This window comes from Burkholderia diffusa (assembly GCF_902499115.1).
Lineage (GTDB): Bacteria > Pseudomonadota > Gammaproteobacteria > Burkholderiales > Burkholderiaceae > Burkholderia > Burkholderia diffusa.
The window spans coordinates 1-23,970 of record NZ_CABVPN010000011.1; the positions used below are offsets into that span (position 1 = coordinate 1).

Consider the following 23,970-nt stretch of genomic DNA (forward strand, 5'->3'; position numbering starts at 1 on the left):
GACGCCGGATATATGTACGCAATCGACTTCCGTGTCCGTCAACTTCCGTTTGCTATTGGGAGCAGTCCATATATGTAAAACATTGCGTCGCTAATCCCCATCTTGCGGTGGCCTCCGCGACCGGCGTGCCCAGCTCGGCCTGCTTCAACGCATAGGCGATCTGCTCTTCGGTGAACTTGCTCTTCTTCGCGGCATGACCTCCAGGTCCCGATGACATCGTCATGCCGGAATTTTCCACTTCTAAGTGGGGCCATATTGTGGGCTAGGGTCAAAGCTCAACCTGCTTCGGCGTCATGCTGCCGCTCATACGCGACGATCTGCTCCCGCACCCCTGGCTACCACGTCGACTGCGCGTCACCGTCGCGGCGAACGTGCAGCGGTGCAGCCCGCATTGCATCGGGCCTTCGTGCAAGCTTATCAACGTGAGCGTCAGGTCAAGCTATCGCAGCGGAGGAGGCGAACGGCGGCGCTATATCCGGAATCCTGTGTCGGTGTCCCCGAGGCCCCTGCGGACAACGCGGCAGCCCCGGGCCGGGCGATATGCTGACGTCACCGTCAATCGGCTTCAGCTGGTCCGGAAGTTTGCCGGATGCCCCCGCAATTCCCGTCGGCATGGAAATTGCAAATTTTTTGCCTCTACCCGCTTGGCATTATCCGCGGGAGGTCGTATCATGGCGGTCTTTCGTTTTTAGCGAAGATGCAAATCGACGCTGAAGACGGAGTCTGACGAAGATGTGGCGCCGATCGGCCTCCTCTCGTGCTTGCCTCAGCTGGGTAAGCGTGAGTGTCGGGTGAGTCGGCAAGTGCTATGGAAGAGAATGAAAATAATCTTTCGGATGTGCTTGACAAGAGTGCGATGCACCCCCATAATCGTCAGTTCTCTACGGAGGGGTGCCCGAGTGGCTAAAGGGGGCAGACTGTAAATCTGTTGGCTTACGCCTACGTTGGTTCGAATCCAACCTCCTCCACCAGAACATCAACGCAAAGAGCGGTAGGGAATCGTTAGTGGCCCGTGCGGGTGTAGCTCAATGGTAGAGCAGAAGCCTTCCAAGCTTACGACGAGGGTTCGATTCCCTTCACCCGCTCCAGTCCGTGTAGTTGAAGCGTAATAGCGCCCATGTGGCTCAGTGGTAGAGCACTCCCTTGGTAAGGGAGAGGTCGGCAGTTCGATCCTGCCCATGGGCACCAGCAGTACAAAGTCAGTGTCTGTTTGCGCGCGGCGCAACATGTGAAATTCCTTTTGGGAGTTGAAAATGGCCAAGGAAAAGTTTGAGCGGACCAAGCCGCACGTCAACGTTGGTACGATTGGTCACGTTGACCACGGCAAGACGACGCTGACGGCAGCGATCACGACGGTTCTGACGAAGAAGTTCGGCGGCGAAGCGAAGGCGTACGACCAGATCGACGCGGCACCGGAAGAAAAGGCGCGCGGCATCACGATCAACACGGCACACGTCGAGTACGAAACGGCAAACCGCCACTACGCACACGTCGACTGCCCGGGCCACGCTGACTATGTGAAGAACATGATCACGGGCGCGGCGCAGATGGACGGCGCGATCCTGGTTTGCTCGGCAGCAGACGGCCCGATGCCGCAAACGCGTGAGCACATCCTGCTGGCGCGTCAGGTTGGCGTTCCGTACATCATCGTGTTCCTGAACAAGTGCGACATGGTGGACGACGCTGAACTGCTCGAGCTGGTCGAGATGGAAGTTCGCGAACTCCTGTCGAAGTACGACTTCCCGGGCGACGACACGCCGATCGTGAAGGGTTCGGCGAAGCTGGCGCTGGAAGGCGACACGGGCGAGCTGGGCGAAGTGGCGATCATGAGCCTGGCAGACGCACTGGACACGTACATCCCGACGCCGGAGCGTGCAGTTGATGGCGCGTTCCTGATGCCGGTGGAAGACGTGTTCTCGATCTCGGGCCGTGGTACGGTGGTGACGGGTCGTGTCGAGCGCGGCATCGTGAAGGTCGGCGAGGAAATCGAAATCGTCGGTATCAAGCCGACGGTGAAGACGACCTGCACGGGCGTTGAAATGTTCCGCAAGCTGCTGGACCAAGGTCAGGCAGGCGACAACGTGGGTATCCTGCTGCGCGGCACGAAGCGTGAAGACGTGGAGCGTGGCCAGGTTCTGGCGAAGCCGGGTTCGATCACGCCGCACACGCACTTCACGGCTGAAGTGTACGTGCTGAGCAAGGACGAAGGCGGCCGTCACACGCCGTTCTTCAACAACTACCGTCCGCAGTTCTACTTCCGTACGACGGACGTGACGGGCTCGATCGAGCTGCCGAAGGACAAGGAAATGGTGATGCCGGGCGACAACGTGTCGATCACGGTGAAGCTGATCGCTCCGATCGCGATGGAAGAAGGTCTGCGCTTCGCAATCCGCGAAGGTGGCCGTACCGTCGGCGCCGGCGTCGTCGCCAAGATCATCGAGTAAGCCAGTTATTCGTTGATCGACAGTTTTGGGGCTGGCATCAGCCGGCCCCAGCATGGTTTAGGGGTATAGCTCAACTGGCAGAGCGTCGGTCTCCAAAACCGAAGGTTGGGGGTTCGATTCCCTCTGCCCCTGCCAAAAATCGCCACGTGTCCCACGTGGCATTTGTTTTAAGGTGTTATGGCGAATCCATCCGTCGAAACTGTAAATACCTCCGGCGATAAGCTGATGCTGGCCCTGGGCGTATTGCTGGTCTTGGCCGGATTCGTGGGCTTCTTCTGGCTGGCCAATCAGCAGTGGTACGTCCGCGGTGCCGCATTGGCGGTAGGTATTATCGCCGGCGTGGCCGTCGGCCTGATGTCCGCACCTGGCAAGAGCCTCATCGCGTTTGCCAAGGATTCGTACAAGGAAGTCCGCAAGGTCGTTTGGCCCACCCGCAAGGAGGCAACGCAAACCACACTCGTCGTGTTTGGTTTCGTGCTCGTGATGGCGATTTTCCTCTGGTTGAGTGACAAATCGATCGAATGGGTGATTTTCTCGGCGATTCTGGGTTGGAAATGATATGAGCGATACTCCGGCATCCCCGAGCGGAAAGCGTTGGTACGTCGTGCACGCCTACTCCGGTATGGAGAAGAGCGTGCAGCGCGCGCTTCAAGAGCGCATCGAACGTGCTGGCATGCAGGATAAATTCGGTCAGATCCTGGTTCCGACCGAAGAAGTGGTCGAAGTCAAAGGTGGCCACAAGGCTGTAACCGAGCGTCGTTTCTTCCCCGGCTACGTGCTGGTGGAAATGGAGATGACGGACGAAACGTGGCACCTCGTGAAGAACACGGCGAAGGTCACGGGCTTCGTCGGCGGTGCGCGTAACCGCCCGACCCCGATTTCCCCGAAGGAAGTCGAAAAGATCATGTCGCAGATGCAGGAAGGCGTCGAGAAGCCGCGCCCGAAGACCCTGTTCGAAGTTGGCGAGATGGTGCGTGTCAAGGAAGGCCCGTTCACGGACTTCAACGGCACTGTCGAGGAAGTCAACTACGAAAAATCGCGCGTGCGTGTGTCGGTCACCATCTTTGGCCGCTCTACCCCGGTCGAACTCGAGTTCGGTCAGGTCGAAAAAGTTTAATCCCGATTCGGTGGGCAGCCTCGGCTGCCCACCTTCGCGCTTACGGCTCGCGTTATGGCCGTTGAGGAGCGTCAGTAGCCAGCGGCGAAAGCGCGTTATCACTCACCGAACGCCGCTTGGCGTTCCAACGAGGTTTACAAATGGCAAAGAAGATTGTCGGCTTTATCAAGCTGCAGATCCCTGCAGGTAAAGCCAACCCGTCGCCGCCGGTCGGTCCGGCACTGGGTCAGCGCGGCCTGAACATCATGGAGTTCTGCAAGGCGTTCAACGCGCAGACTCAAGGCATGGAGCCGGGTCTGCCGGTGCCGGTGGTCATCACGGCATACGCTGACAAGAGCTTCACGTTCGTGATGAAGACGCCGCCGGCGACCGTCCTGATCAAGAAGGCGGCGAAGGTGGACAAGGGTTCGAGCAAGCCGCACACCGACAAGGTCGGTTCGATCACGCGCGCTCAAGCCGAAGAAATCGCGAAGACCAAGATGCCGGACCTTACGGCAGCTGATCTGGACGCAGCCGTTCGCACCATCGCTGGTAGCGCACGCTCGATGGGCATCACTGTGGAGGGCGTGTAAATGGCTAAGATCTCCAAGCGCCGTCAGGCATTTGCCGCCAAGGTCGATCGTCAGAAGCTGTACGCGATCGAAGACGCACTGGCACTCGTGAAGGAATGCGCGAGCGCGAAGTTCAACGAATCGATCGACGTCGCAGTGCAACTCGGCATCGACGCGAAGAAGTCGGACCAGGTCGTTCGTGGTTCGGTCGTTCTGCCGGCAGGTACGGGTAAGTCGGTTCGCGTTGCCGTGTTCGCACAAGGCGATAAGGCCGAGCAGGCTCGTGCAGCAGGCGCGGAAATCGTCGGTATGGAAGACCTGGCTGAGCAGATCAAGGCTGGCCAGATGGACTTCGACATCGTGATCGCTTCGCCGGACACGATGCGTATCGTCGGTACGCTCGGTCAGATCCTCGGCCCGCGCGGCCTGATGCCGAACCCGAAGGTCGGCACGGTCACGCCGGACGTTGCGACTGCAGTCAAGAACGCGAAGGCTGGTCAGGTGCAATTCCGTGTCGACAAGGCCGGTATCATTCACGCGACCATCGGCCGTGCATCGTTCGAATCGACCGCACTGCGTTCGAACCTGTCGGCACTGATCGAAGCGCTGCAGAAGGCCAAGCCGGCAACGAGCAAGGGCGTCTACCTGCGCAAGATCGCACTGTCGAGCACGATGGGTGTCGGCGTGCGTGTCGACCAGGCTACGCTGGCAGCACAGTAAGCAAGTATTCGGGCCGCTTCGTTCGCGAAGCGGCCTACATGGGCTTTGGGCGGTTGTTCGTGCAGCAAGGCGGGCAACCGGTTATCAAAGACCGTTGGTGGGGCGCAGCAGGCAGGCGATCCCTTAATTCAAGCCAACGCAGATGGCGAACCCGAAAAAGTTTTGCAGTGGTGAAGCCGCAGGCCGTGAAGCGATTCCCGGCGTGAGGTGGAAATACTCCTAACGAGGTCGGACGCCGTTGTTGAACGAGGTACGTGAGGTTTCGTGCCGAACGTATCGTTTCTGGAGGCTAACCGTGCCGCTTAATAGAGAAGACAAGCAAGCCGTCGTCGCTGAGGTTGCCGCGCAAGTCGCGAAGGCCCAGACCGTTGTGCTGGCTGAGTATCGTGGAATTGCGGTTGGCGATCTGACCAAGCTGCGCGCGAAAGCGCGTGAGCAACAGGTTTACCTGCGTGTGTTGAAGAACACGCTGGCGCGTCGCGCTGTTGAAGGTACGCCGTTTGCTCCGCTGGCAGAGCAGATGACTGGCCCCCTGATCTACGGCATCTCGGAAGATGCAATTGCTGCTGCTAAGGTCGTCAACGACTTCAGCAAGGGCAATGACAAGTTGGTCATCAAGGCTGGTTCGTTCGATGGCAAGGTGATGGACAAGGCTGGCGTGCAAGCGCTGGCAAGCATCCCGAGCCGTGAAGAACTGCTCTCGAAGCTGCTGTTCGTTATGCAATCGCCTGTTTCGGGCTTCGCGCGTGCTCTTGCCGCGCTGGCCGAGAAGAAGCAAGCAGAAGCTGCGTAATCGAGCGAGCATCAGCGTCACTGATCGCTGGCTGTATCCGAATTCAATTTAGGAGTATTTCAAATGGCAATCGCAAAAGAAGACATCCTGGCAGCAGTCGAAGGGATGACCGTTCTGGAACTGAACGAACTGGTCAAGGCGTTCGAAGAGAAGTTTGGCGTGTCGGCAGCTGCAGTGGCAGTCGCTGGCCCGGCAGGCGGCGGCGCTGCTGCTGCTGCAGAAGAGAAGACCGAATTCACGGTCGTTCTGGCTGAAGCTGGCAGCAACAAGGTTGCAGTTATCAAGGCAGTTCGCGAACTGACGGGCCTCGGCCTGAAGGAAGCGAAGGACGTCGTTGACGGCGCACCGAAGGCTGTCAAGGAAGGCGTCGACAAGGCTGCTGCTGAAGAAGCCAAGAAGAAGCTGGAAGAAGCAGGCGCAAAGGTCGAAGTCAAGTAAGTTTCGACGCGCTGTGCGAAGGCTGGCGGTATTTTCACCGCCGGCCTTTTTGTGCTTTGTGGGGACGTTATTCTGGCACTCATTCGGGAGCCCGAATAATCGGCCCCAGAAGCCAAAGAAAACCGCCGAATCGTAATCAATGGTCGCGATCGGCGTTTCTCTTTGTCTTCTGAAGCGACTGCAGAAGGCAAGTTTGGTCGGGTAGCGGGCAACACAGGCATCCGCTGCCGTCAGCCAGCGGTTGGTAGCGGCCAACCACCAAGCTTCTCGGCTCGTTCAAGCCGTTGGACGGCCATCGGGTCTCAGTCGGTGAACACTCGGGTTTGAAACGTCCAGGTATTCCGCCTCGATAGCACCCGCCGTGATTCGGAGATCGTATGCAATATTCCTTCACCGAGAAGAAGCGCATTCGCAAGAGTTTCGCGAAGCGCCCCATCGTTCACCAAGTTCCGTTCTTGCTGGCCACCCAGCTTGAATCATTCAGCACGTTTCTGCAAGCCGATGTGCCGGCCACACAACGCAAGCCTGAAGGTTTGCAGGCCGCGTTCACATCGGTATTTCCCATTGTTTCGCACAACGGTTTCGCGCGCCTCGAGTTCGTGAGCTATGCGCTGTCCTCGCCGGCATTCAACATCAAGGAATGCCAGCAGCGTGGCCTGACGTACTGCTCCGCGCTGCGCGCGAAGGTCCGCCTTGTCATCCTCGACAAGGAATCGCCGAACAAGCCGGTCGTCAAGGAAGTGAAAGAGCAGGAAGTGTACATGGGCGAAATGCCGCTCATGACGCCGACGGGCTCGTTCGTCATCAACGGCACCGAGCGTGTCATCGTCTCGCAGCTGCACCGTTCGCCGGGCGTGTTCTTCGAACACGACAAGGGCAAGACGCACAGCTCGGGCAAGCTGCTGTTCTCGGCACGGATCATTCCGTACCGCGGCTCGTGGCTCGACTTCGAATTCGATCCGAAGGACATCCTGTACTTCCGCGTCGACCGTCGCCGCAAGATGCCGGTCACGATCCTGCTGAAGGCCATCGGCCTCACGCCGGAACAGATCCTCGCGAACTTCTTCGTGTTCGACAACTTCACGCTGATGGACGAAGGCGCACAACTCGAGTTCGTGCCCGAGCGCCTGCGTGGTGAAGTCGCGCGTTTCGACATCACGGATCGTGATGGCAAGGTCATCGTCCAGAAGGACAAGCGGATCAACGCGAAGCACATTCGCGACCTCGAAGCCGCCAAGACCAAGTTCATCTCGGTGCCGGAAGACTATCTGCTCGGCCGCGTGCTGGCGAAGAACGTCGTCGATGGCGATACCGGCGAAGTGATCGCGAGCGCGAACGACGAAGTCACGGAAAGCGTGCTCGAGAAGCTGCGTGAAGCGGGCATCAAGGACATCCAGACGCTCTATACGAACGATCTGGACCAGGGTCCGTATATCTCGTCGACGCTGCGTGTCGACGAAACGACCGACAAGACGGCCGCGCGCATCGCGATCTACCGCATGATGCGTCCGGGCGAGCCGCCGACCGAAGAAGCGGTCGAGGCGCTGTTCAACCGTCTGTTCTACAGCGAAGAAGCGTACGACCTGTCGAAGGTCGGCCGTATGAAGTTCAACCGCCGCGTCAGCCGTGACGAGATCACCGGCCCGATGACGCTGCAGGACGACGACATCCTCGCGACGATCAAGATCCTCGTCGAACTGCGCAACGGCAAGGGCGAAGTGGACGACATCGACCACCTCGGCAACCGTCGCGTGCGTTGCGTCGGCGAACTGGCGGAAAACCAGTTCCGCGCGGGTCTCGTGCGTGTCGAGCGCGCGGTCAAGGAACGCCTCGGCCAGGCCGAAAGCGAAAACCTGATGCCGCATGACCTGATCAACTCGAAGCCGATTTCGTCGGCGATCCGCGAGTTCTTCGGTTCGTCGCAGCTGTCGCAGTTCATGGACCAGACCAACCCGCTGTCGGAAATCACGCACAAGCGCCGTGTTTCCGCACTGGGCCCGGGCGGTCTGACGCGCGAACGCGCAGGCTTCGAAGTGCGTGACGTGCACCCGACCCACTATGGCCGCGTGTGCCCGATCGAAACGCCGGAAGGTCCGAACATCGGTCTGATCAACTCGCTCGCACTGTATGCGCACCTGAACGAGTACGGCTTCCTCGAGACGCCGTACCGCAAGGTCGTGGACAGCAAGGTGACCGACCAGATCGACTACCTGTCGGCGATCGAGGAAGGCCGCTACATGATCGCGCAGGCGAACGCCGCGATCGACGAGAACGGCACGCTGGTCGACGAACTCGTGTCGTCGCGTGAAGCCGGCGAAACGATGATGGTCACGCCGGATCGCATCCAGTACATGGACGTCGCGCCGTCGCAGATCGTGTCGGTTGCAGCTTCGCTGATCCCGTTCCTCGAGCACGACGACGCGAACCGTGCACTGATGGGTTCGAACATGCAGCGTCAGGCCGTGCCGTGTCTGCGTCCGGAAAAGCCGGTCGTCGGTACGGGCATCGAGCGCACCTGTGCGGTCGACTCGGGCACGACGGTTCAGGCGTTCCGCGGCGGCGTCGTCGACTATGTCGACGCAGGCCGTATCGTGATTCGCGTGAACGACGACGAAGCGGTCGCGGGTGAAGTCGGTGTCGACATCTACAACCTGATCAAGTACACGCGTTCGAACCAGAACACGAACATCAACCAGCGTCCGATCGTGAAGATGGGCGACAAGGTCTCGCGCGGCGACGTGCTGGCCGACGGCGCATCGACGGACCTGGGCGAGCTCGCGCTCGGCCAGAACATGCTGATCGCGTTCATGCCGTGGAACGGCTACAACTTCGAGGACTCGATCCTGATCTCGGAGAAGGTCGTGGCCGACGATCGCTACACGTCGATCCACATCGAAGAGCTGAACGTCGTTGCACGCGACACGAAGCTCGGGCCGGAAGAAATCACGCGCGACATCTCGAACCTGGCGGAAGTCCAGCTCGGCCGTCTCGACGAATCGGGCATCGTGTACATCGGTGCGGAAGTCGAAGCGGGCGACGTGCTGGTCGGCAAGGTCACGCCGAAGGGCGAGACCCAGCTGACGCCGGAAGAGAAGCTGCTGCGCGCGATCTTCGGCGAGAAGGCTTCGGACGTGAAGGACACGTCGCTGCGCGTGCCGTCGGGCATGAGCGGCACCGTGATCGACGTCCAGGTATTCACGCGTGAAGGCATCCAGCGCGACAAGCGTGCGCAACAGATCATCGACGACGAACTGAAGCGCTACCGTCTCGACCTGAACGACCAGCTGCGCATCGTGGAAGGCGACGCGTTCCAGCGTCTCGCACGGATGCTCGTGGGCAAGGTCGCGAACGGCGGTCCGAAGAAGCTCGCGAAGGGCACGAAGATCGACCAGGCTTACCTGGAAGACCTCGACCACTACCACTGGTTCGACATCCGCCTCGCGGACGACGAAGCAGCGGCATCGCTCGAAGCGATCAAGAACTCGATCGAAGAAAAGCGTCACCAGTTCGATCTCGCGTTCGAAGAGAAGCGCAAGAAGCTCACGCAAGGCGACGAACTGCCGCCGGGCGTGCTGAAGATGGTCAAGGTGTACCTCGCGGTGAAGCGCCGCCTGCAGCCTGGCGACAAGATGGCAGGCCGCCACGGTAACAAGGGTGTCGTGTCGAAGATCGTCCCGATCGAAGACATGCCGTACATGGCCGACGGCCGTCCGGCAGACGTCGTGCTGAACCCGCTCGGCGTGCCGTCGCGGATGAACGTGGGTCAGGTTCTGGAAGTGCACCTCGGCTGGGCCGCGAAGGGCCTCGGCTGGCGTATCGGCGAAATGCTGCAGCGTCAGGCGAAGATCGAGGAACTGCGTGTGTTCCTGACGAAGATCTACAACGAGTCGGGCCGCCAGGAAGATCTGGAAAGCTTCACCGACGACGAGATCCTCGAACTCGCGAAGAACCTGCGCGAAGGTGTGCCGTTCGCAACGCCGGTGTTCGACGGTGCGACCGAGGAAGAAATGGGCAAGATGCTCGACCTCGCGTTCCCGGACGACATCGCGGAACAGCTCGGCATGAACCCGTCGAAGAACCAGGTCCGCCTGTACGACGGCCGCACGGGTGAAATGTTCGAACGTCGCGTGACGCTCGGCTACATGCACTACCTGAAGCTGCACCACTTGGTCGACGACAAGATGCACGCGCGTTCGACGGGCCCGTACTCGCTCGTCACGCAGCAGCCGCTGGGCGGTAAGGCGCAGTTCGGTGGCCAGCGTTTCGGTGAAATGGAAGTGTGGGCACTCGAAGCGTACGGCGCGTCCTACGTGCTGCAGGAAATGCTGACGGTGAAGTCGGACGACGTGACCGGCCGGACGAAGGTGTACGAAAACCTCGTCAAGGGCGATCACGTGATCGATGCAGGCATGCCGGAATCCTTCAACGTGCTCGTGAAGGAAATCCGCTCGCTCGGTATCGATATCGATCTCGACCGCAATTAATCGGACTACGGAGAGAAAGCAATGAAAGCTCTGCTCGATCTATTCAAGCAAGTCCAACAGGAAGAAGTTTTCGACGCGATCAAGATCGGTCTGGCCTCGCCCGACAAGATCCGTTCGTGGTCGTTCGGTGAAGTGAAGAAGCCGGAGACCATCAACTACCGTACGTTCAAGCCGGAACGCGATGGTCTCTTCTGCGCGAAGATCTTCGGGCCGATCAAGGACTACGAGTGCCTGTGCGGCAAGTACAAGCGTCTGAAGCACCGCGGCGTGATCTGCGAGAAGTGCGGCGTCGAAGTGACGCTGGCGAAGGTGCGTCGCGAACGCATGGGCCACATCGAACTGGCCTCGCCGGTCGCGCACATCTGGTTCCTGAAGTCGCTGCCGTCGCGTCTGGGCATGGTGCTCGACATGACGCTGCGCGACATCGAACGCGTGCTGTACTTCGAAGCGTATGTGGTGATCGAACCGGGCATGACGCCGCTGAAGGCGCGGCAGATCATGACCGAAGAGGATTACTACAACAAGGTCGAGGAATACGGCGACGAATTCCGTGCCGAGATGGGCGCGGAAGGCGTGCGTGAACTGCTGCGCGCGATCAATATCGACGAGCAGGTCGAGACGCTGCGCACCGAGCTGAAGAACACCGGCTCGGAAGCGAAGATCAAGAAGTACGCGAAGCGCCTGAAGGTCCTCGAGGCATTCCAGCGCTCGGGCATCAAGCCTGAGTGGATGATCCTCGAAGTGCTGCCGGTGCTGCCGCCGGAACTGCGTCCGCTCGTGCCGCTGGACGGCGGCCGTTTCGCGACGTCGGACCTGAACGACCTGTATCGCCGCGTGATCAACCGTAACAACCGGTTGAAGCGTCTGCTCGAGCTGAAGGCCCCTGAAATCATCGTCCGCAACGAAAAGCGGATGCTGCAGGAAGCCGTCGACTCGCTGCTCGACAACGGTCGTCGCGGCAAGGCGATGACGGGCGCGAACAAGCGTCCGCTGAAGTCGCTCGCCGACATGATCAAGGGCAAGGGCGGTCGTTTCCGTCAGAACCTGCTGGGCAAGCGCGTCGACTACTCGGGCCGTTCGGTCATCGTGGTCGGCCCGACGCTGAAGCTGCACCAGTGCGGCCTGCCGAAGCTGATGGCGCTCGAGCTGTTCAAGCCGTTCATCTTCAACAAGCTGGAAGTGATGGGCGTCGCGACGACCATCAAGGCTGCGAAGAAGGAAGTCGAGAACCAGACGCCGGTGGTGTGGGACATCCTCGAAGAGGTGATCCGCGAGCACCCGGTGATGCTGAACCGTGCGCCGACGCTGCACCGTCTCGGTATCCAGGCGTTCGAGCCCGTGCTGATCGAAGGCAAGGCGATCCAGCTGCACCCGCTCGTCTGCGCGGCGTTCAACGCCGACTTCGACGGTGACCAGATGGCCGTTCACGTGCCGCTGTCGCTCGAAGCGCAGATGGAAGCGCGCACGCTGATGCTGGCGTCGAACAACGTGCTGTTCCCGGCGAACGGCGATCCGTCGATCGTGCCGTCGCAGGATATCGTGCTGGGTCTGTACTACGCGACCCGCGAAGCGATCAACGGCAAGGGCGAAGGCCTGTCGTTCACCGGCGTGTCGGAAGTGATCCGCGCGTACGAGAACAAGGAAGTCGAGCTGGCATCGCGCGTCAACGTGCGGATCACCGAAATGGTCCACAACGAAGACAAGTCGGAAGGCGCACCGGCATTCGTGCCGAAGATCACGCTGTACGCGACGACCGTCGGTCGCGCGATCCTGTCGGAGATCCTGCCGCACGGCCTGCCGTTCTCGGTGCTGAACAAGCCGCTGAAGAAGAAGGAAATCTCGCGCCTGATCAACACGGCGTTCCGCAAGTGCGGTCTGCGCGCGACGGTGGTGTTCGCCGATCAGCTGATGCAGTCGGGTTTCCGTCTCGCGACGCGCGCCGGCATTTCGATCTGCGTGGACGACATGCTCGTGCCGCCGCAGAAGGAAACGATCGTCGGCGACGCCGCGAAGAAGGTGAAGGAGTACGACCGCCAGTACATGTCGGGTCTCGTCACCGCCCAGGAACGCTACAACAACGTGGTCGACATCTGGTCGGCGACGTCGGAAGCGGTCGGCAAGGCGATGATGGAGCAGCTGTCGACGGAGCCGGTGATCGACCGCGACGGCAACGAGACGCGCCAGGAGTCGTTCAACTCGATCTACATGATGGCCGACTCGGGCGCCCGGGGTTCGGCGGTGCAGATTCGTCAGCTGGCCGGTATGCGTGGCCTGATGGCGAAGCCGGACGGCTCGATTATCGAGACGCCGATTACCGCGAACTTCCGCGAAGGCCTGAACGTGTTGCAGTACTTCATCTCGACCCACGGTGCACGTAAGGGTCTGGCTGATACGGCACTGAAGACGGCAAACTCGGGTTACCTGACCCGTCGTCTCGTCGACGTCACGCAGGATCTGGTGGTGGTCGAGGACGATTGCGGCACGTCGAACGGCGTGGCGATGAAGGCGCTGGTCGAAGGCGGTGAAGTCGTCGAGGCACTGCGCGACCGTATCCTCGGCCGCGTCGCGGTCGCGGACGTCGTGAACCCGGAAACGCAGGAAACGCTGTACGAATCGGGTACGCTGCTCGACGAAACGGCGGTCGAGGAAATCGAACGCCTCGGCATCGACGAAGTGCGCGTGCGCACGCCGCTGACCTGCGAAACGCGTTATGGCCTGTGCGCAGCCTGCTACGGCCGTGACCTCGGCCGCGGCTCGCTCGTGAACGTCGGCGAAGCAGTCGGCGTGATCGCGGCACAGTCGATCGGTGAACCGGGCACGCAGCTGACGATGCGTACGTTCCACATCGGTGGTGCGGCATCGCGTGCGGCAGTGGCGTCGTCGGTCGAAGCGAAGAGCAACGGTATCGTGCGTTTCACGGCGACGATGCGTTACGTCACCAACGCGAAGGGCGAACAGATCGTCATCTCGCGTTCGGGCGAGGCGCTGATCACCGACGATATCGGCCGCGAGCGCGAACGTCACAAGATCCCGTACGGCGCGACGCTGCTGCAGCTCGACGGCGCGGCGATCAAGGCCGGCACGCAGCTGGCGACGTGGGATCCGATGACGCGTCCGATCATCACCGAGTACGGTGGTACGGTGAAGTTCGAGAACGTCGAGGAAGGCGTAACCGTCGCGAAGCAGATCGACGACGTGACCGGCCTGTCGACGCTGGTCGTGATCGACGTGAAGCGTCGCGGTTCGCAAGCTTCGAAGAGCGTGCGTCCGCAGGTGAAGCTGCTCGACGCGAACGGCGAAGAAGTGAAGATCCCGGGCACGGAACACGCAGTGCAGATCGGCTTCCAGGTCGGTGCACTGATCACCGTGAAGGACGGCCAGCAAGTGCAGGTGGGTGAAGTGCTTGCACGTATCCCGACCGAAGCGCAGAAGACGCGTGACATTACCGGCGGTCTGCCGCGGGTGGCGGAACTGTTCGAAGCGCGTTCGCCGAAGGATGCCGGCATTCTCGCGGAAGTCACCGGCACGACGTCGTTCGGCAAGGACACGAAGGGCAAGCAGCGTCTCGTCATCACGGACCTCGAAGGCAATCAGCACGAGTTCCTGATCGCGAAGGAAAAGCAGGTGCTGGTCCACGATGCTCAGGTCGTCAACAAGGGCGAAATGATCGTGGACGGCCCGGCCGATCCGCACGACATCCTGCGTCTGCAGGGTATCGAGGCGCTGTCGCGCTACATCGTCGACGAAGTGCAGGACGTGTATCGTCTGCAGGGCGTGAAGATCAACGACAAGCACATCGAGGTGATCGTTCGCCAGATGCTGCGTCGTGTGCAGATCACCGACAACGGTGATACGCGCTTCATCCCGGGCGAACAGGTCGAGCGTTCCGACATGCTGGACGAGAACGATCGCATGATCGCCGAGGGCAAGCGTCCGGCGTCGTACGACAACGTGCTCCTCGGTATCACGAAGGCGTCGCTGTCGACCGACTCGTTCATCTCCGCGGCATCGTTCCAGGAAACGACCCGCGTGCTGACCGAAGCGGCGATCATGGGCAAGCGCGACGATCTGCGCGGCCTGAAGGAAAACGTGATCGTCGGCCGTCTGATCCCGGCCGGTACGGGTCTCGCGTTCCACAAGGCACGCAAGGCGAAGGAGATGTCCGATCGCGAGCGTTTCGATCAGATCGCAGCGGAAGAGGCATTCGACTTCGGCACGCCGAGCGCGCCTGCGGAAGAGCCGCAACACCCGGCAGCCGAATAAGCGCGGGGCGGCGCGAGCCGCCTCACGTTGCGTATTCGCTGTCATCGAAACCGCCCGGTCCGCCGGGCGGTTTTTTTTATACGTCGTTCACGTGCATGACGGGCTTGCCGCACGCTTGCGCAGGCCCGTCATGCGCGTGCACGAACCCTGCCGATCGGCCAACGTTGCACGATTCGCCGCGCGTCGCGCGAGCGGGTTGTTAAAATCGCGGTCATCGTTCCGCCGTCCTCGTTCTCATCATTCATGTCCCGCGCCCTCGAAATCCTCGACGAAGTCTTTGGTTATTCCGCATTTCGCGGCCAGCAGGGCGAGATCGTCGAACACGTCGCCGGCGGCGGCGATTGCCTCGTGCTGATGCCGACTGGCGGCGGCAAATCGCTGTGCTACCAGATTCCGGCGCTGCTGCGCCGCGAGGCCGGGCAGGGCGCCGGCATCGTCGTGTCGCCGCTGATCGCGCTGATGCAGGACCAGGTCGCGGCGTTGAGCGAAGTCGGCGTGCGCGCGGCCTACCTGAACTCGACGCTGTCGGGCGCCGAGGCCGCGGCCACGGAGCGTGCGCTGCGCGAAGGCGAAATCGACCTGTTGTACGTCGCGCCGGAGCGCCTGATGACCGGGCGCTTCCTCGACCTGCTCGAGCGCGCGAAGATCGGCCTGTTCGCGATCGACGAAGCGCACTGCGTGTCGCAATGGGGGCACGATTTCCGCCCGGAATACATTCAGCTGTCGGTGCTGCACGAGCGGTTCCCGTCGGTGCCGCGTATCGCGCTGACCGCGACGGCCGATGCGATCACGCGCGACGAGATCATCCATCGTCTCGCGCTCGACGACGCGCGCGTGTTCGTGTCGAGCTTCGACCGCCCGAACATCCGCTACCGGATCGTCGAAAAGGACAACGCGCGTTCGCAGTTGCTCGATTTCATCCGCGCCGAACACACGAATGCCGACGGCACGACCGACGCCGGTGTCGTCTACTGCCTGTCGCGCCGCAAGGTCGAGGAAACGGCCGAATGGCTCAAGGCGCAGGGCGTGCGCGCGCTACCGTATCACGCGGGGATGGAGTTCGAGGTGCGGCAGAAGCACCAGGAAATGTTCCAGCGGGAGGAAGGCATCGTGATGTGCGCGACCATCGCGTTCGGCATGGGCATCGACAAGCCGGACGTGCGCTTCGTCGCCCACCTCGATTTGCCGAAGAGTGTCGAAGGCTACTACCAGGAAACCGGCCGTGCGGGCCGCGACGGGATGCCGGCAAACGCGTGGATGGCGTATGGGCTCGGCGACGTCGTCCAGCAGCGCAAGATGATCGACGAGTCCGATGCGGACGACGCGCACAAGCGCGTACAGACGTCGAAGCTCGATGCGCTGCTCGGACTGTGCGAGACGATCTCGTGCCGGCGCGTGCGGCTTCTGAACTACTTCGGCGAGGCGAGCCACCCGTGCGGCAACTGCGACACGTGCCTCGAACCGCCCGATTCGTGGGACGCGACGCGCGAGGCGCAGATGGCGCTGTCGTGCGTATTCCGCGCGCAGCGCGCGAGCGGCTTCAATTTCGGCTCGAGCCATCTGATCGAGATTCTGCGTGGCGGCCGCACCGAGAAGGTGCTGCAGCGCGGCCACGACCAGCTCAGTACGTTCGGGATCGGCGCGTCGCTATCCGAGCCCGAGTGGCGCGCGATTTTCCGGCAGCTCGTGGCGTATGGCTATCTGGCGGTCGACCATGGCGGCTTCGGTGCGCTGATGCTGACCGAGGCCGCGAAGCCGGTGCTGAAGAACGAGGAGAAGGTCACGCTTCGCCGCTACGTGAAGCCGCAGCGCACGCGCCAGTCGTCGAGCCGCAGCGGCACGCGGGTCGACCCGACGGCCGGCATGGGCACGCGCGAGCGCGCACGCTGGGACGCGCTGCGCGCGTGGCGCGCGGAAACCGCGAAGTCCGACGGTGTGCCGGCCTACGTGATCTTCCACGACGCGACGCTGGCCGAAATTGCGCGCAATGCGCCGGAGACGATCGACGACCTGCGCCATATCCCCGGCATGGGTGTGCGCAAGCTGGAACGCTTCGGCGACGAAATCATCGACGTCGTCGAATCGGCATGACACAGGTGTTCCGACCCTTCCGGCAAACCGCCCGCGCGGTTGGCAAATCACGCAAGCCGTTGACTTCGTTGGCATTTCCGGCATATGATGCTGGGTTCCGGTATTCGGTGGGTCGAGCCGCGTTCGAAAGTTCGTGTCCGTATCGCCAGTTCGGAAATCAACTGTGTGTCGATTCTCGCTTTGCCCGAAATCGATGTGCAGATTTTGTTCAATTTCAGGAATAAACAATGCCAACCATCAACCAACTGGTTCGCAAAGGCCGTCAGTCGGAAACGACGAAGAGCAAGAGCCCGGCCCTGCAGGACTGCCCCCAGCGTCGCGGCGTGTGCACCCGTGTGTACACGACGACGCCGAAGAAGCCTAACTCGGCACTCCGTAAGGTTGCCAAGGTTCGTCTGACGAACGGCTTCGAAGTGATTTCGTACATCGGCGGTGAAGGCCACAACCTGCAGGAACACTCGGTTGTGCTGATCCGCGGCGGCCGTGTGAAGGACTTGCCGGGTGTGCGTTACCACATGGTTCGCGGCTCGCTGGATACCCAGGGCGTCAAGGACCGTAAGCAAGCGCGCTCGAAGTACGGCGCGAAGCGTGCAAAGGCTGCCAAGTAAGCAGTTTTTGATCAGGGATCGCCGCAGGGCGGTCAAGGCGGGAGTGCCGGATTGCCGGTGCTGTCGAGTAAGTGGTCACCCGGCCAAGCTGGTTAGTCGTGAAGATGTGATCGGGTTTGTTGGTGGCCGCGGGGCTGAATGCAGCTCCAACTGAACAGGTAAAGGAAGAATCATGCCGCGTCGTCGCGAAGTCCCCAAGCGGGAAGTGTTGCCGGATCCGAAGTTCGGCAACGTTGATGTAGCCAAGTTCATGAACATGCTGATGCTGTCCGGCAAGAAGTCGGTCGCAGAGCGCATCGTTTATGGCGCATTCGAACAAATCCAGACCAAGGGTGGCAAGGACCCGCTGGAAGTGTTCACCGTTGCGCTCAACAACGTGAAGCCGGTGGTCGAAGTGAAGAGCCGTCGCGTTGGTGGTGCCAACTATCAGGTTCCGGTCGAAGTGCGCCCGTCGCGTCGTATGGCATTGGCGATGCGCTGGCTGCGTGAGGCTGCGAAGAAGCGCAGCGAGAAGTCGATGGCCCTGCGCCTGGCAGGTGAACTCTCCGAAGCGGCCGAAGGCCGTGGCGGCGCGATGAAGAAGCGCGATGAAGTTCACCGCATGGCAGAAGCCAACCGCGCGTTCTCGCATTTCCGTTTCTAAGCGCCTGGCTGGGCTGTTAGCGGAAATAAATTCCGGGCGGGTGCGCTTTTCAGGCGCCTCGCCCGTTTGTGTTGAAGCATGATGCAGCAGGGCTGCATCATGTCATCCCAGTAGAGGATCAAAGTGGCTCGCAAGACTCCTATCGAGCGCTACCGCAATATCGGTATTAGCGCTCACATCGACGCCGGCAAGACGACGACGACCGAGCGCATTCTGTTTTACACCGGTGTGAACCACAAGATCGGTGAAGTTCACGACGGCGCAGCCACGATGGACTGGATGGAGCAGGAACAGGAGCGTGGCATCACGATCACGTCCGCTGCTACCACGGCCTTCTGGAAGGGCATGGGCGGCAACTATCCGGAACACCGCATCAACATCATCGACACCCCGGGGCACGTCGACTTCACGATCGAAGTGGAGCGCTCGATGCGCGTGCTCGACGGCGCGTGCATGGTGTACTGCGCAGTGGGCGGCGTGCAGCCGCAGTCGGAAACGGTGTGGCGCCAGGCTAACAAGTACAAGGTGCCCCGTCTCGCGTTCGTCAACAAGATGGACCGTACCGGCGCGAACTTCTTCAAGGTCTACGACCAGCTCCGCCTGCGCCTGAAGGCGAATCCGGTTCCGGTCGTGGTGCCGATCGGCTCGGAAGAAAACTTCAAGGGCGTGGTCGACCTGATCAAGATGAAGGCGATCATTTGGGACGAAGCGTCGCAAGGCACGAAGTTCGACTACGTCGACATCCCGGCCGAGCTCGCCGAGACCTGCAAGGAATGGCGCGAAAAGATGGTCGAAGTGGCTGCTGAAGCCAGCGAAGACCTGATGAACAAGTACCTGGAAGAAGGCGATCTGCCGGAAGCCGACATCGTCAAGGCTCTGCGCGACCGTACGATCGCGTGCGAAATCCAGCCGATGCTGTGCGGTACCGCGTTCAAGAACAAGGGCGTGCAGCGTATGCTCGACGCCGTGATCGACTTCCTGCCGTCGCCGGTCGACATCCCGCCGGTCAAGGGCGAGCTCGAAAACGGCGAAGAAGCGGAGCGCAAGGCGTCGGACGACGAGAAGTTCTCGTCGCTCGCGTTCAAGATCATGACCGACCCGTTCGTCGGCCAGCTGATCTTCTTCCGTGTGTACTCGGGCGTTGTCAACTCGGGCGACACGCTGCTGAACTCGACCAAGGGCAAGAAGGAACGCCTCGGTCGTATTCTGCAGATGCACGCGAACCAGCGTGAAGAAATCAAGGAAGTTCGCGCAGGCGACATCGCTGCTGCGGTCGGCCTGAAGGAAGCGACCACGGGCGACACGCTGTGCGACCCGGCGAACCCGATCGTTCTCGAGCGCATGGTGTTCCCGGAGCCGGTGATTTCGCAGGCTGTCGAGCCGAAGACCAAGGCTGACCAGGAAAAGATGGGCCTCGCGCTGAACCGTCTGGCGCAGGAAGACCCGTCGTTCCGCGTGCAGACCGACGAAGAGTCGGGCCAGACCATCATTTCGGGCATGGGCGAGCTCCACCTCGAAATTCTGGTTGACCGGATGAAGCGTGAATTCGGCGTGGAAGCGACCGTCGGCAAGCCGCAGGTTGCATACCGCGAAACGATCCGTTCGACGGCGAAGGACGTCGACGGCAAGTTCGTCAAGCAGTCGGGTGGTCGCGGCCAGTACGGTCACGCGGTCATCACGCTCGAGCCGAACGAACAAGGCAAGGGCTACGAGTTCTTCGACGAGATCAAGGGTGGTGTGATTCCGCGTGAATACATCCCGGCGGTCGACAAGGGTATCCAGGACACGCTGAAGTCGGGCGTGCTGGCTGGCTTCCCGGTCGTCGACGTGAAGGTTCACCTGACGTTCGGTTCGTACCACGACGTTGACTCGAACGAAAACGCGTTCCGCATGGCCGGTTCGATGGCGTTCAAGGAAGCGATGCGCAAGGCGAACCCGGTCGTCCTCGAGCCGATGATGGCTGTCGAAGTCGAGACGCCGGAAGACTACATGGGCAACGTGATGGGCGACCTGTCGGGCCGTCGCGGCATCGTCCAGGGCATGGAAGACATGGTTGGCGGCGGCAAGATCGTTCGCGCCGAAGTGCCGCTGTCGGAAATGTTCGGTTACTCGACGTCGCTGCGTTCGCTGACGCAAGGTCGTGCAACGTACACGATGGAGTTCAAGCACTACGCTGAAGCTCCGCGCAACGTTGCTGAAGCGATCATCAGCGCGAAGTCGAAGTAAATCTGTAGCTACCAACCGATTATTTTTTGAAAGAAGAGAATCATGGCAAAAGAAAAGTTTGAGCGGACCAAGCCGCACGTCAACGTTGGTACGATTGGTCACGTTGACCACGGCAAGACGACGCTGACGGCAGCGATCACGACGGTTCTGACGAAGAAGTTCGGCGGCGAAGCGAAGGCGTACGACCAGATCGACGCGGCACCGGAAGAAAAGGCGCGCGGCATCACGATCAACACGGCACACGTCGAGTACGAAACGGCAAACCGCCACTACGCACACGTCGACTGCCCGGGCCACGCTGACTATGTGAAGAACATGATCACGGGCGCGGCGCAGATGGACGGCGCGATCCTGGTTTGCTCGGCAGCAGACGGCCCGATGCCGCAAACGCGTGAGCACATCCTGCTGGCGCGTCAGGTTGGCGTTCCGTACATCATCGTGTTCCTGAACAAGTGCGACATGGTGGACGACGCTGAACTGCTCGAGCTGGTCGAGATGGAAGTTCGCGAACTCCTGTCGAAGTACGACTTCCCGGGCGACGACACGCCGATCGTGAAGGGTTCGGCGAAGCTGGCGCTGGAAGGCGACACGGGCGAGCTGGGCGAAGTGGCGATCATGAGCCTGGCAGACGCACTGGACACGTACATCCCGACGCCGGAGCGTGCAGTTGATGGCGCGTTCCTGATGCCGGTGGAAGACGTGTTCTCGATCTCGGGCCGTGGTACGGTGGTGACGGGTCGTGTCGAGCGCGGCATCGTGAAGGTCGGCGAGGAAATCGAAATCGTCGGTATCAAGCCGACGGTGAAGACGACCTGCACGGGCGTTGAAATGTTCCGCAAGCTGCTGGACCAAGGTCAGGCAGGCGACAACGTGGGTATCCTGCTGCGCGGCACGAAGCGTGAAGACGTGGAGCGTGGCCAGGTTCTGGCGAAGCCGGGTTCGATCACGCCGCACACGCACTTCACGGCTGAAGTGTACGTGCTGAGCAAGGACGAAGGCGGCCGTCACACGCCGTTCTTCAACAACTACCGTCCGCAGTTCTACTTCCGTACGACGGACGTGACGGGCTCGATCGAGCTGCCGAAGGACAAGGAAATGGTGATGCCGGGCGACAACGTGTCGATCACGGTGAAGCTGATCGCTCCGATCGCGATGGAAGAAGGTCTGCGCTTCGCAATCCGCGAAGGTGGCCGTACCGTCGGCGCCGGCGTCGTCGCCAAGATCATCGAGTAACATCGACGATCCGCGGATCCCTCCGGGGTCCGCGATTCCACGGTAGGCAGTCGTACCGTCGAAACCGGGTGTCCAGTTTGATCTGGCACCCGGTTTTGTCTTTGTGGCGTGCGCGTTGCGGCATTGACAAACGCACACCACCACTCCGATTTTTCGTGTAGAATCGCGGGCTTAGCAGTGGAAGTGCCGTTCGGAAGCTGGCGCCTCGCTCCCCGCAGGCAACAGGTTTCGCGTTCTTTTAGTGTCCGGCGATGCAACATCGCCTCGCTCTTTTCAAGGAATCGTCATGCAGCAACAGAAAATCCGCATTCGCCTGAAGGCTTTCGACTATCGTCTGATCGATCAATCGGCTGCCGAAATCGTCGATACCGCGAAGCGGACTGGCGCAATCGTCCGTGGCCCGGTGCCGCTGCCGACGCGCATTCAGCGTTTTGACATCCTGCGCTCGCCGCACGTCAACAAGACGTCGCGCGATCAGCTCGAAATCCGTACCCACCAGCGCCTGATGGACATCGTCGATCCGACCGACAAGACGGTTGACGCGCTGATGAAGCTCGATCTGCCGGCTGGCGTCGACGTGGAAATCAAGCTGCAGTAAGGCTTTCGGCGCCATCCGGATTGCTGGGTGGTGCTAAGTCTTTGTATTGCTTGCGGAAATCGAGAAGTCGGGCTATACTGCTTGGCTTTTCGCGTATTCGCGTAAAAAAGTTGGGCCTTGCGTGCCCGGCATTTTGTAAATCAGCCCCGACCAATCGCAGTCGGGAATGGAGAAAATGATGAGCCTTGGACTCGTAGGTCGCAAGGTTGGCATGACCCGTATCTTCACGGCTGAAGGGGATTCGATTCCCGTCACCGTGCTGGACGTGTCGGACAACCGCGTGACGCAGATCAAGACTGTTGAAACCGACGGCTACACGGCCGTGCAGGTTGCATTCGGCTCCCGCCGCGCATCGCGCGTGACGAAGCCGCTGGCAGGTCATCTCGCCAAAGCCGGTGTCGAAGCCGGTGAAATCCTCAAGGAATTCCGCATTGACGCGGCCAAGGCGGCAGAGCTGTCGAATGGCGCCGTGGTCGGTGCTGATCTTTTCGAAGTGGGCCAGAAGGTCGACGTGCAAGGCGTGTCGATCGGTAAGGGCTACGCTGGTACGATCAAGCGTTACAACTTCTCCTCCGGCCGTGCCACCCACGGTAACTCGCGCTCGCACAACGTGCCGGGCTCGATCGGTATGGCGCAGGATCCGGGTCGCGTTTTCCCGGGTAAGCGCATGACGGGTCACCTCGGTGACGTTACGGTGACGGTGCAGAACCTCGAAATCGCTCGTATCGACGCAGAGCGCAAGCTGCTGCTCGTCAAGGGCGCGATTCCGGGCGCGAAGGGCGGCAAGGTTTTCGTGACGCCGGCCGTCAAGACCAAGGGGGCGAAATAATGGAACTCAAGCTCCTGAACGAAAATGGTCAGGAAGGTGCAGTGGTCAACGCGTCGGACGTCGTGTTCGGTCGTGACTACAACGAAGCGCTGATCCACCAGGTCGTCGTCGCGTACCAGGCGAATGCTCGCCAAGGTAACCGCGCACAGAAGGACCGTGAGCAAGTCAAGCACACCACCAAGAAGCCGTGGCGTCAGAAAGGTACGGGCCGCGCTCGTGCCGGTATGTCGTCGAGCCCGTTGTGGCGTGGCGGTGGTCGCATCTTCCCGAACTCGCCGGAAGAAAACTTCTCGCACAAGGTCAACAAGAAGATGCATCGCGCAGGTCTCTGCTCGATCTTCTCGCAGCTGGCCCGTGAAGGTCGTCTGTCGGTCGTCGAGGACATCATCCTCGAAGCGCCGAAGACCAAGCTGCTGGCTGACAAATTCAAGACCATGGGTCTCGACTCCGTGCTGATCATTACGGACACGGTCGACGAGAACCTGTACCTGGCTTCGCGCAACCTGCCGCACGTGGCGATTGTCGAGCCGCGCTACGCTGACCCGCTGTCGCTGATCTACTTCAAGAAAGTGCTGGTCACGAAGGCTGCGGTCGCCCAGATCGAGGAGTTGCTGTCATGAGCGAGATTCGCAAGAACGATCATCGTTTGATGCAGGTCCTGCTCGCACCGGTGATCTCGGAAAAGGCGACGCTGGTTGCCGACAAGAACGAGCAAGTCGTGTTCGAAGTCGCACCGGATGCCACGAAGCAGGAAGTGAAGGCGGCTGTCGAGCTGCTGTTCAAGGTTGAAGTTGATTCGGTCAACGTGCTTGTTCAGAAGGGCAAGCAAAAGCGCTTCGGCCGTTCGATGGGCCGTCGCAAGGACGTGAAGAAGGCGTACGTTTGCCTGAAGCCCGGCCAGGAAATCAACTTTGAAGCGGAGGCCAAGTAAT

At 60.9% G+C, this 23,970-nt stretch carries 18 protein-coding genes, 4 tRNA genes and 1 pseudogene; 22 read left to right on the forward strand and 1 reads right to left on the reverse strand.

Going from position 1 to position 23,970, the window contains the following annotated elements:
• Positions 1 to 74 precede the first annotated feature (74 nt).
• Positions 75 to 217: pseudogene (locus tag BTE28158_RS32470) on the reverse strand (transposase); the annotation flags it as partial.
• Positions 218 to 885: 668 nt separating this feature from the next.
• Between BTE28158_RS32470 and BTE28158_RS12490 the strand changes: the two are divergent.
• The 22 genes from BTE28158_RS12490 (at position 886) to rplW (ending at position 23,969) form a co-directional block, all read left to right on the forward strand.
• Positions 886 to 971 (forward strand) — tRNA-Tyr (locus tag BTE28158_RS12490).
• A 43-nt stretch (positions 972 to 1,014) separates the two neighbouring features.
• Positions 1,015 to 1,088, forward strand: a tRNA-Gly gene (locus BTE28158_RS12495).
• A gap of 25 nt (positions 1,089 to 1,113) precedes the next feature.
• Positions 1,114 to 1,188, forward strand: a tRNA-Thr gene (locus tag BTE28158_RS12500).
• Positions 1,189 to 1,253: 65 nt separating this feature from the next.
• Positions 1,254 to 2,444: an elongation factor Tu gene (tuf, locus tag BTE28158_RS12505; protein ID WP_006482910.1), complete on the forward strand. Its 1,191-nt coding sequence runs from the start codon at positions 1,254 to 1,256 to the stop codon at positions 2,442 to 2,444.
• Positions 2,445 to 2,503: 59 nt separating this feature from the next.
• Positions 2,504 to 2,579, forward strand: a tRNA-Trp gene (locus BTE28158_RS12510).
• A 42-nt stretch (positions 2,580 to 2,621) separates the two neighbouring features.
• Positions 2,622 to 3,002, forward strand: a complete 381-nt coding sequence (gene secE / locus BTE28158_RS12515; RefSeq protein WP_006482892.1) for a preprotein translocase subunit SecE — start codon at positions 2,622 to 2,624, stop codon at positions 3,000 to 3,002.
• Position 3,003: 1 nt separating this feature from the next.
• Positions 3,004 to 3,561: a transcription termination/antitermination protein NusG gene (nusG, locus tag BTE28158_RS12520; protein ID WP_006400672.1), complete on the forward strand. Its 558-nt coding sequence runs from the start codon at positions 3,004 to 3,006 to the stop codon at positions 3,559 to 3,561.
• Positions 3,562 to 3,701: 140 nt separating this feature from the next.
• Positions 3,702 to 4,133, forward strand: coding sequence for a 50S ribosomal protein L11 (gene rplK, locus BTE28158_RS12525; protein WP_006400671.1), 432 nt, complete (start codon positions 3,702 to 3,704; stop codon positions 4,131 to 4,133).
• A complete protein-coding gene (gene rplA, locus BTE28158_RS12530; protein ID WP_059535563.1) occupies positions 4,134 to 4,832 on the forward strand; it encodes a 50S ribosomal protein L1 in 699 nt (232 codons plus the stop codon).
• Between the two features lie 295 nt (positions 4,833 to 5,127).
• Positions 5,128 to 5,625: a 50S ribosomal protein L10 gene (gene rplJ, locus BTE28158_RS12535; RefSeq protein ID WP_059599773.1), complete on the forward strand. Its 498-nt coding sequence runs from the start codon at positions 5,128 to 5,130 to the stop codon at positions 5,623 to 5,625.
• 63 nt (positions 5,626 to 5,688) lie between these two features.
• Positions 5,689 to 6,063 carry a 50S ribosomal protein L7/L12 gene (gene rplL, locus BTE28158_RS12540; RefSeq protein ID WP_021161757.1) on the forward strand — a complete coding sequence of 125 codons (375 nt, stop codon included), beginning with the start codon at positions 5,689 to 5,691 and terminating at the stop codon, positions 6,061 to 6,063.
• Positions 6,064 to 6,440: 377 nt separating this feature from the next.
• Positions 6,441 to 10,547, forward strand: coding sequence for a DNA-directed RNA polymerase subunit beta (rpoB, locus tag BTE28158_RS12545; protein WP_059599774.1), 4,107 nt, complete (start codon positions 6,441 to 6,443; stop codon positions 10,545 to 10,547).
• Positions 10,548 to 10,568: 21 nt separating this feature from the next.
• Positions 10,569 to 14,810: a DNA-directed RNA polymerase subunit beta' gene (gene rpoC, locus BTE28158_RS12550; RefSeq protein WP_059599775.1), complete on the forward strand. Its 4,242-nt coding sequence runs from the start codon at positions 10,569 to 10,571 to the stop codon at positions 14,808 to 14,810.
• A gap of 243 nt (positions 14,811 to 15,053) precedes the next feature.
• Positions 15,054 to 16,901 (forward strand): DNA helicase RecQ, encoded by a 1,848-nt coding sequence (gene recQ / locus BTE28158_RS12555; RefSeq protein ID WP_059599776.1) that lies wholly within the window; start codon positions 15,054 to 15,056, stop codon positions 16,899 to 16,901.
• A 227-nt stretch (positions 16,902 to 17,128) separates the two neighbouring features.
• Positions 17,129 to 17,509: a 30S ribosomal protein S12 gene (gene rpsL / locus BTE28158_RS12560; RefSeq protein WP_006400662.1), complete on the forward strand. Its 381-nt coding sequence runs from the start codon at positions 17,129 to 17,131 to the stop codon at positions 17,507 to 17,509.
• Positions 17,510 to 17,681: 172 nt separating this feature from the next.
• Entirely contained in the window at positions 17,682 to 18,152 is a 471-nt protein-coding gene (rpsG, locus tag BTE28158_RS12565; protein WP_006477195.1) for a 30S ribosomal protein S7, read from the forward strand.
• A 123-nt stretch (positions 18,153 to 18,275) separates the two neighbouring features.
• On the forward strand, positions 18,276 to 20,378 hold the full coding sequence (gene fusA / locus BTE28158_RS12570) for an elongation factor G (RefSeq protein WP_059535572.1): 2,103 nt from the start codon (positions 18,276 to 18,278) through the stop codon (positions 20,376 to 20,378).
• 42 nt (positions 20,379 to 20,420) lie between these two features.
• A complete protein-coding gene (gene tuf, locus BTE28158_RS12575; RefSeq protein ID WP_006482910.1) occupies positions 20,421 to 21,611 on the forward strand; it encodes an elongation factor Tu in 1,191 nt (396 codons plus the stop codon).
• 286 nt (positions 21,612 to 21,897) lie between these two features.
• Positions 21,898 to 22,209, forward strand: coding sequence for a 30S ribosomal protein S10 (gene rpsJ, locus BTE28158_RS12580; RefSeq protein ID WP_004199280.1), 312 nt, complete (start codon positions 21,898 to 21,900; stop codon positions 22,207 to 22,209).
• A 178-nt stretch (positions 22,210 to 22,387) separates the two neighbouring features.
• Positions 22,388 to 23,038: a 50S ribosomal protein L3 gene (gene rplC, locus BTE28158_RS12585; RefSeq protein WP_006752926.1), complete on the forward strand. Its 651-nt coding sequence runs from the start codon at positions 22,388 to 22,390 to the stop codon at positions 23,036 to 23,038.
• A complete protein-coding gene (gene rplD, locus BTE28158_RS12590; RefSeq protein WP_006477192.1) occupies positions 23,038 to 23,658 on the forward strand; it encodes a 50S ribosomal protein L4 in 621 nt (206 codons plus the stop codon). Before rplC ends, rplD begins: the two co-directional genes overlap by 1 nt.
• Positions 23,655 to 23,969 (forward strand): 50S ribosomal protein L23, encoded by a 315-nt coding sequence (gene rplW / locus BTE28158_RS12595; RefSeq protein ID WP_004199275.1) that lies wholly within the window; start codon positions 23,655 to 23,657, stop codon positions 23,967 to 23,969. Before rplD ends, rplW begins: the two co-directional genes overlap by 4 nt.
• Position 23,970 lies beyond the last annotated feature (1 nt).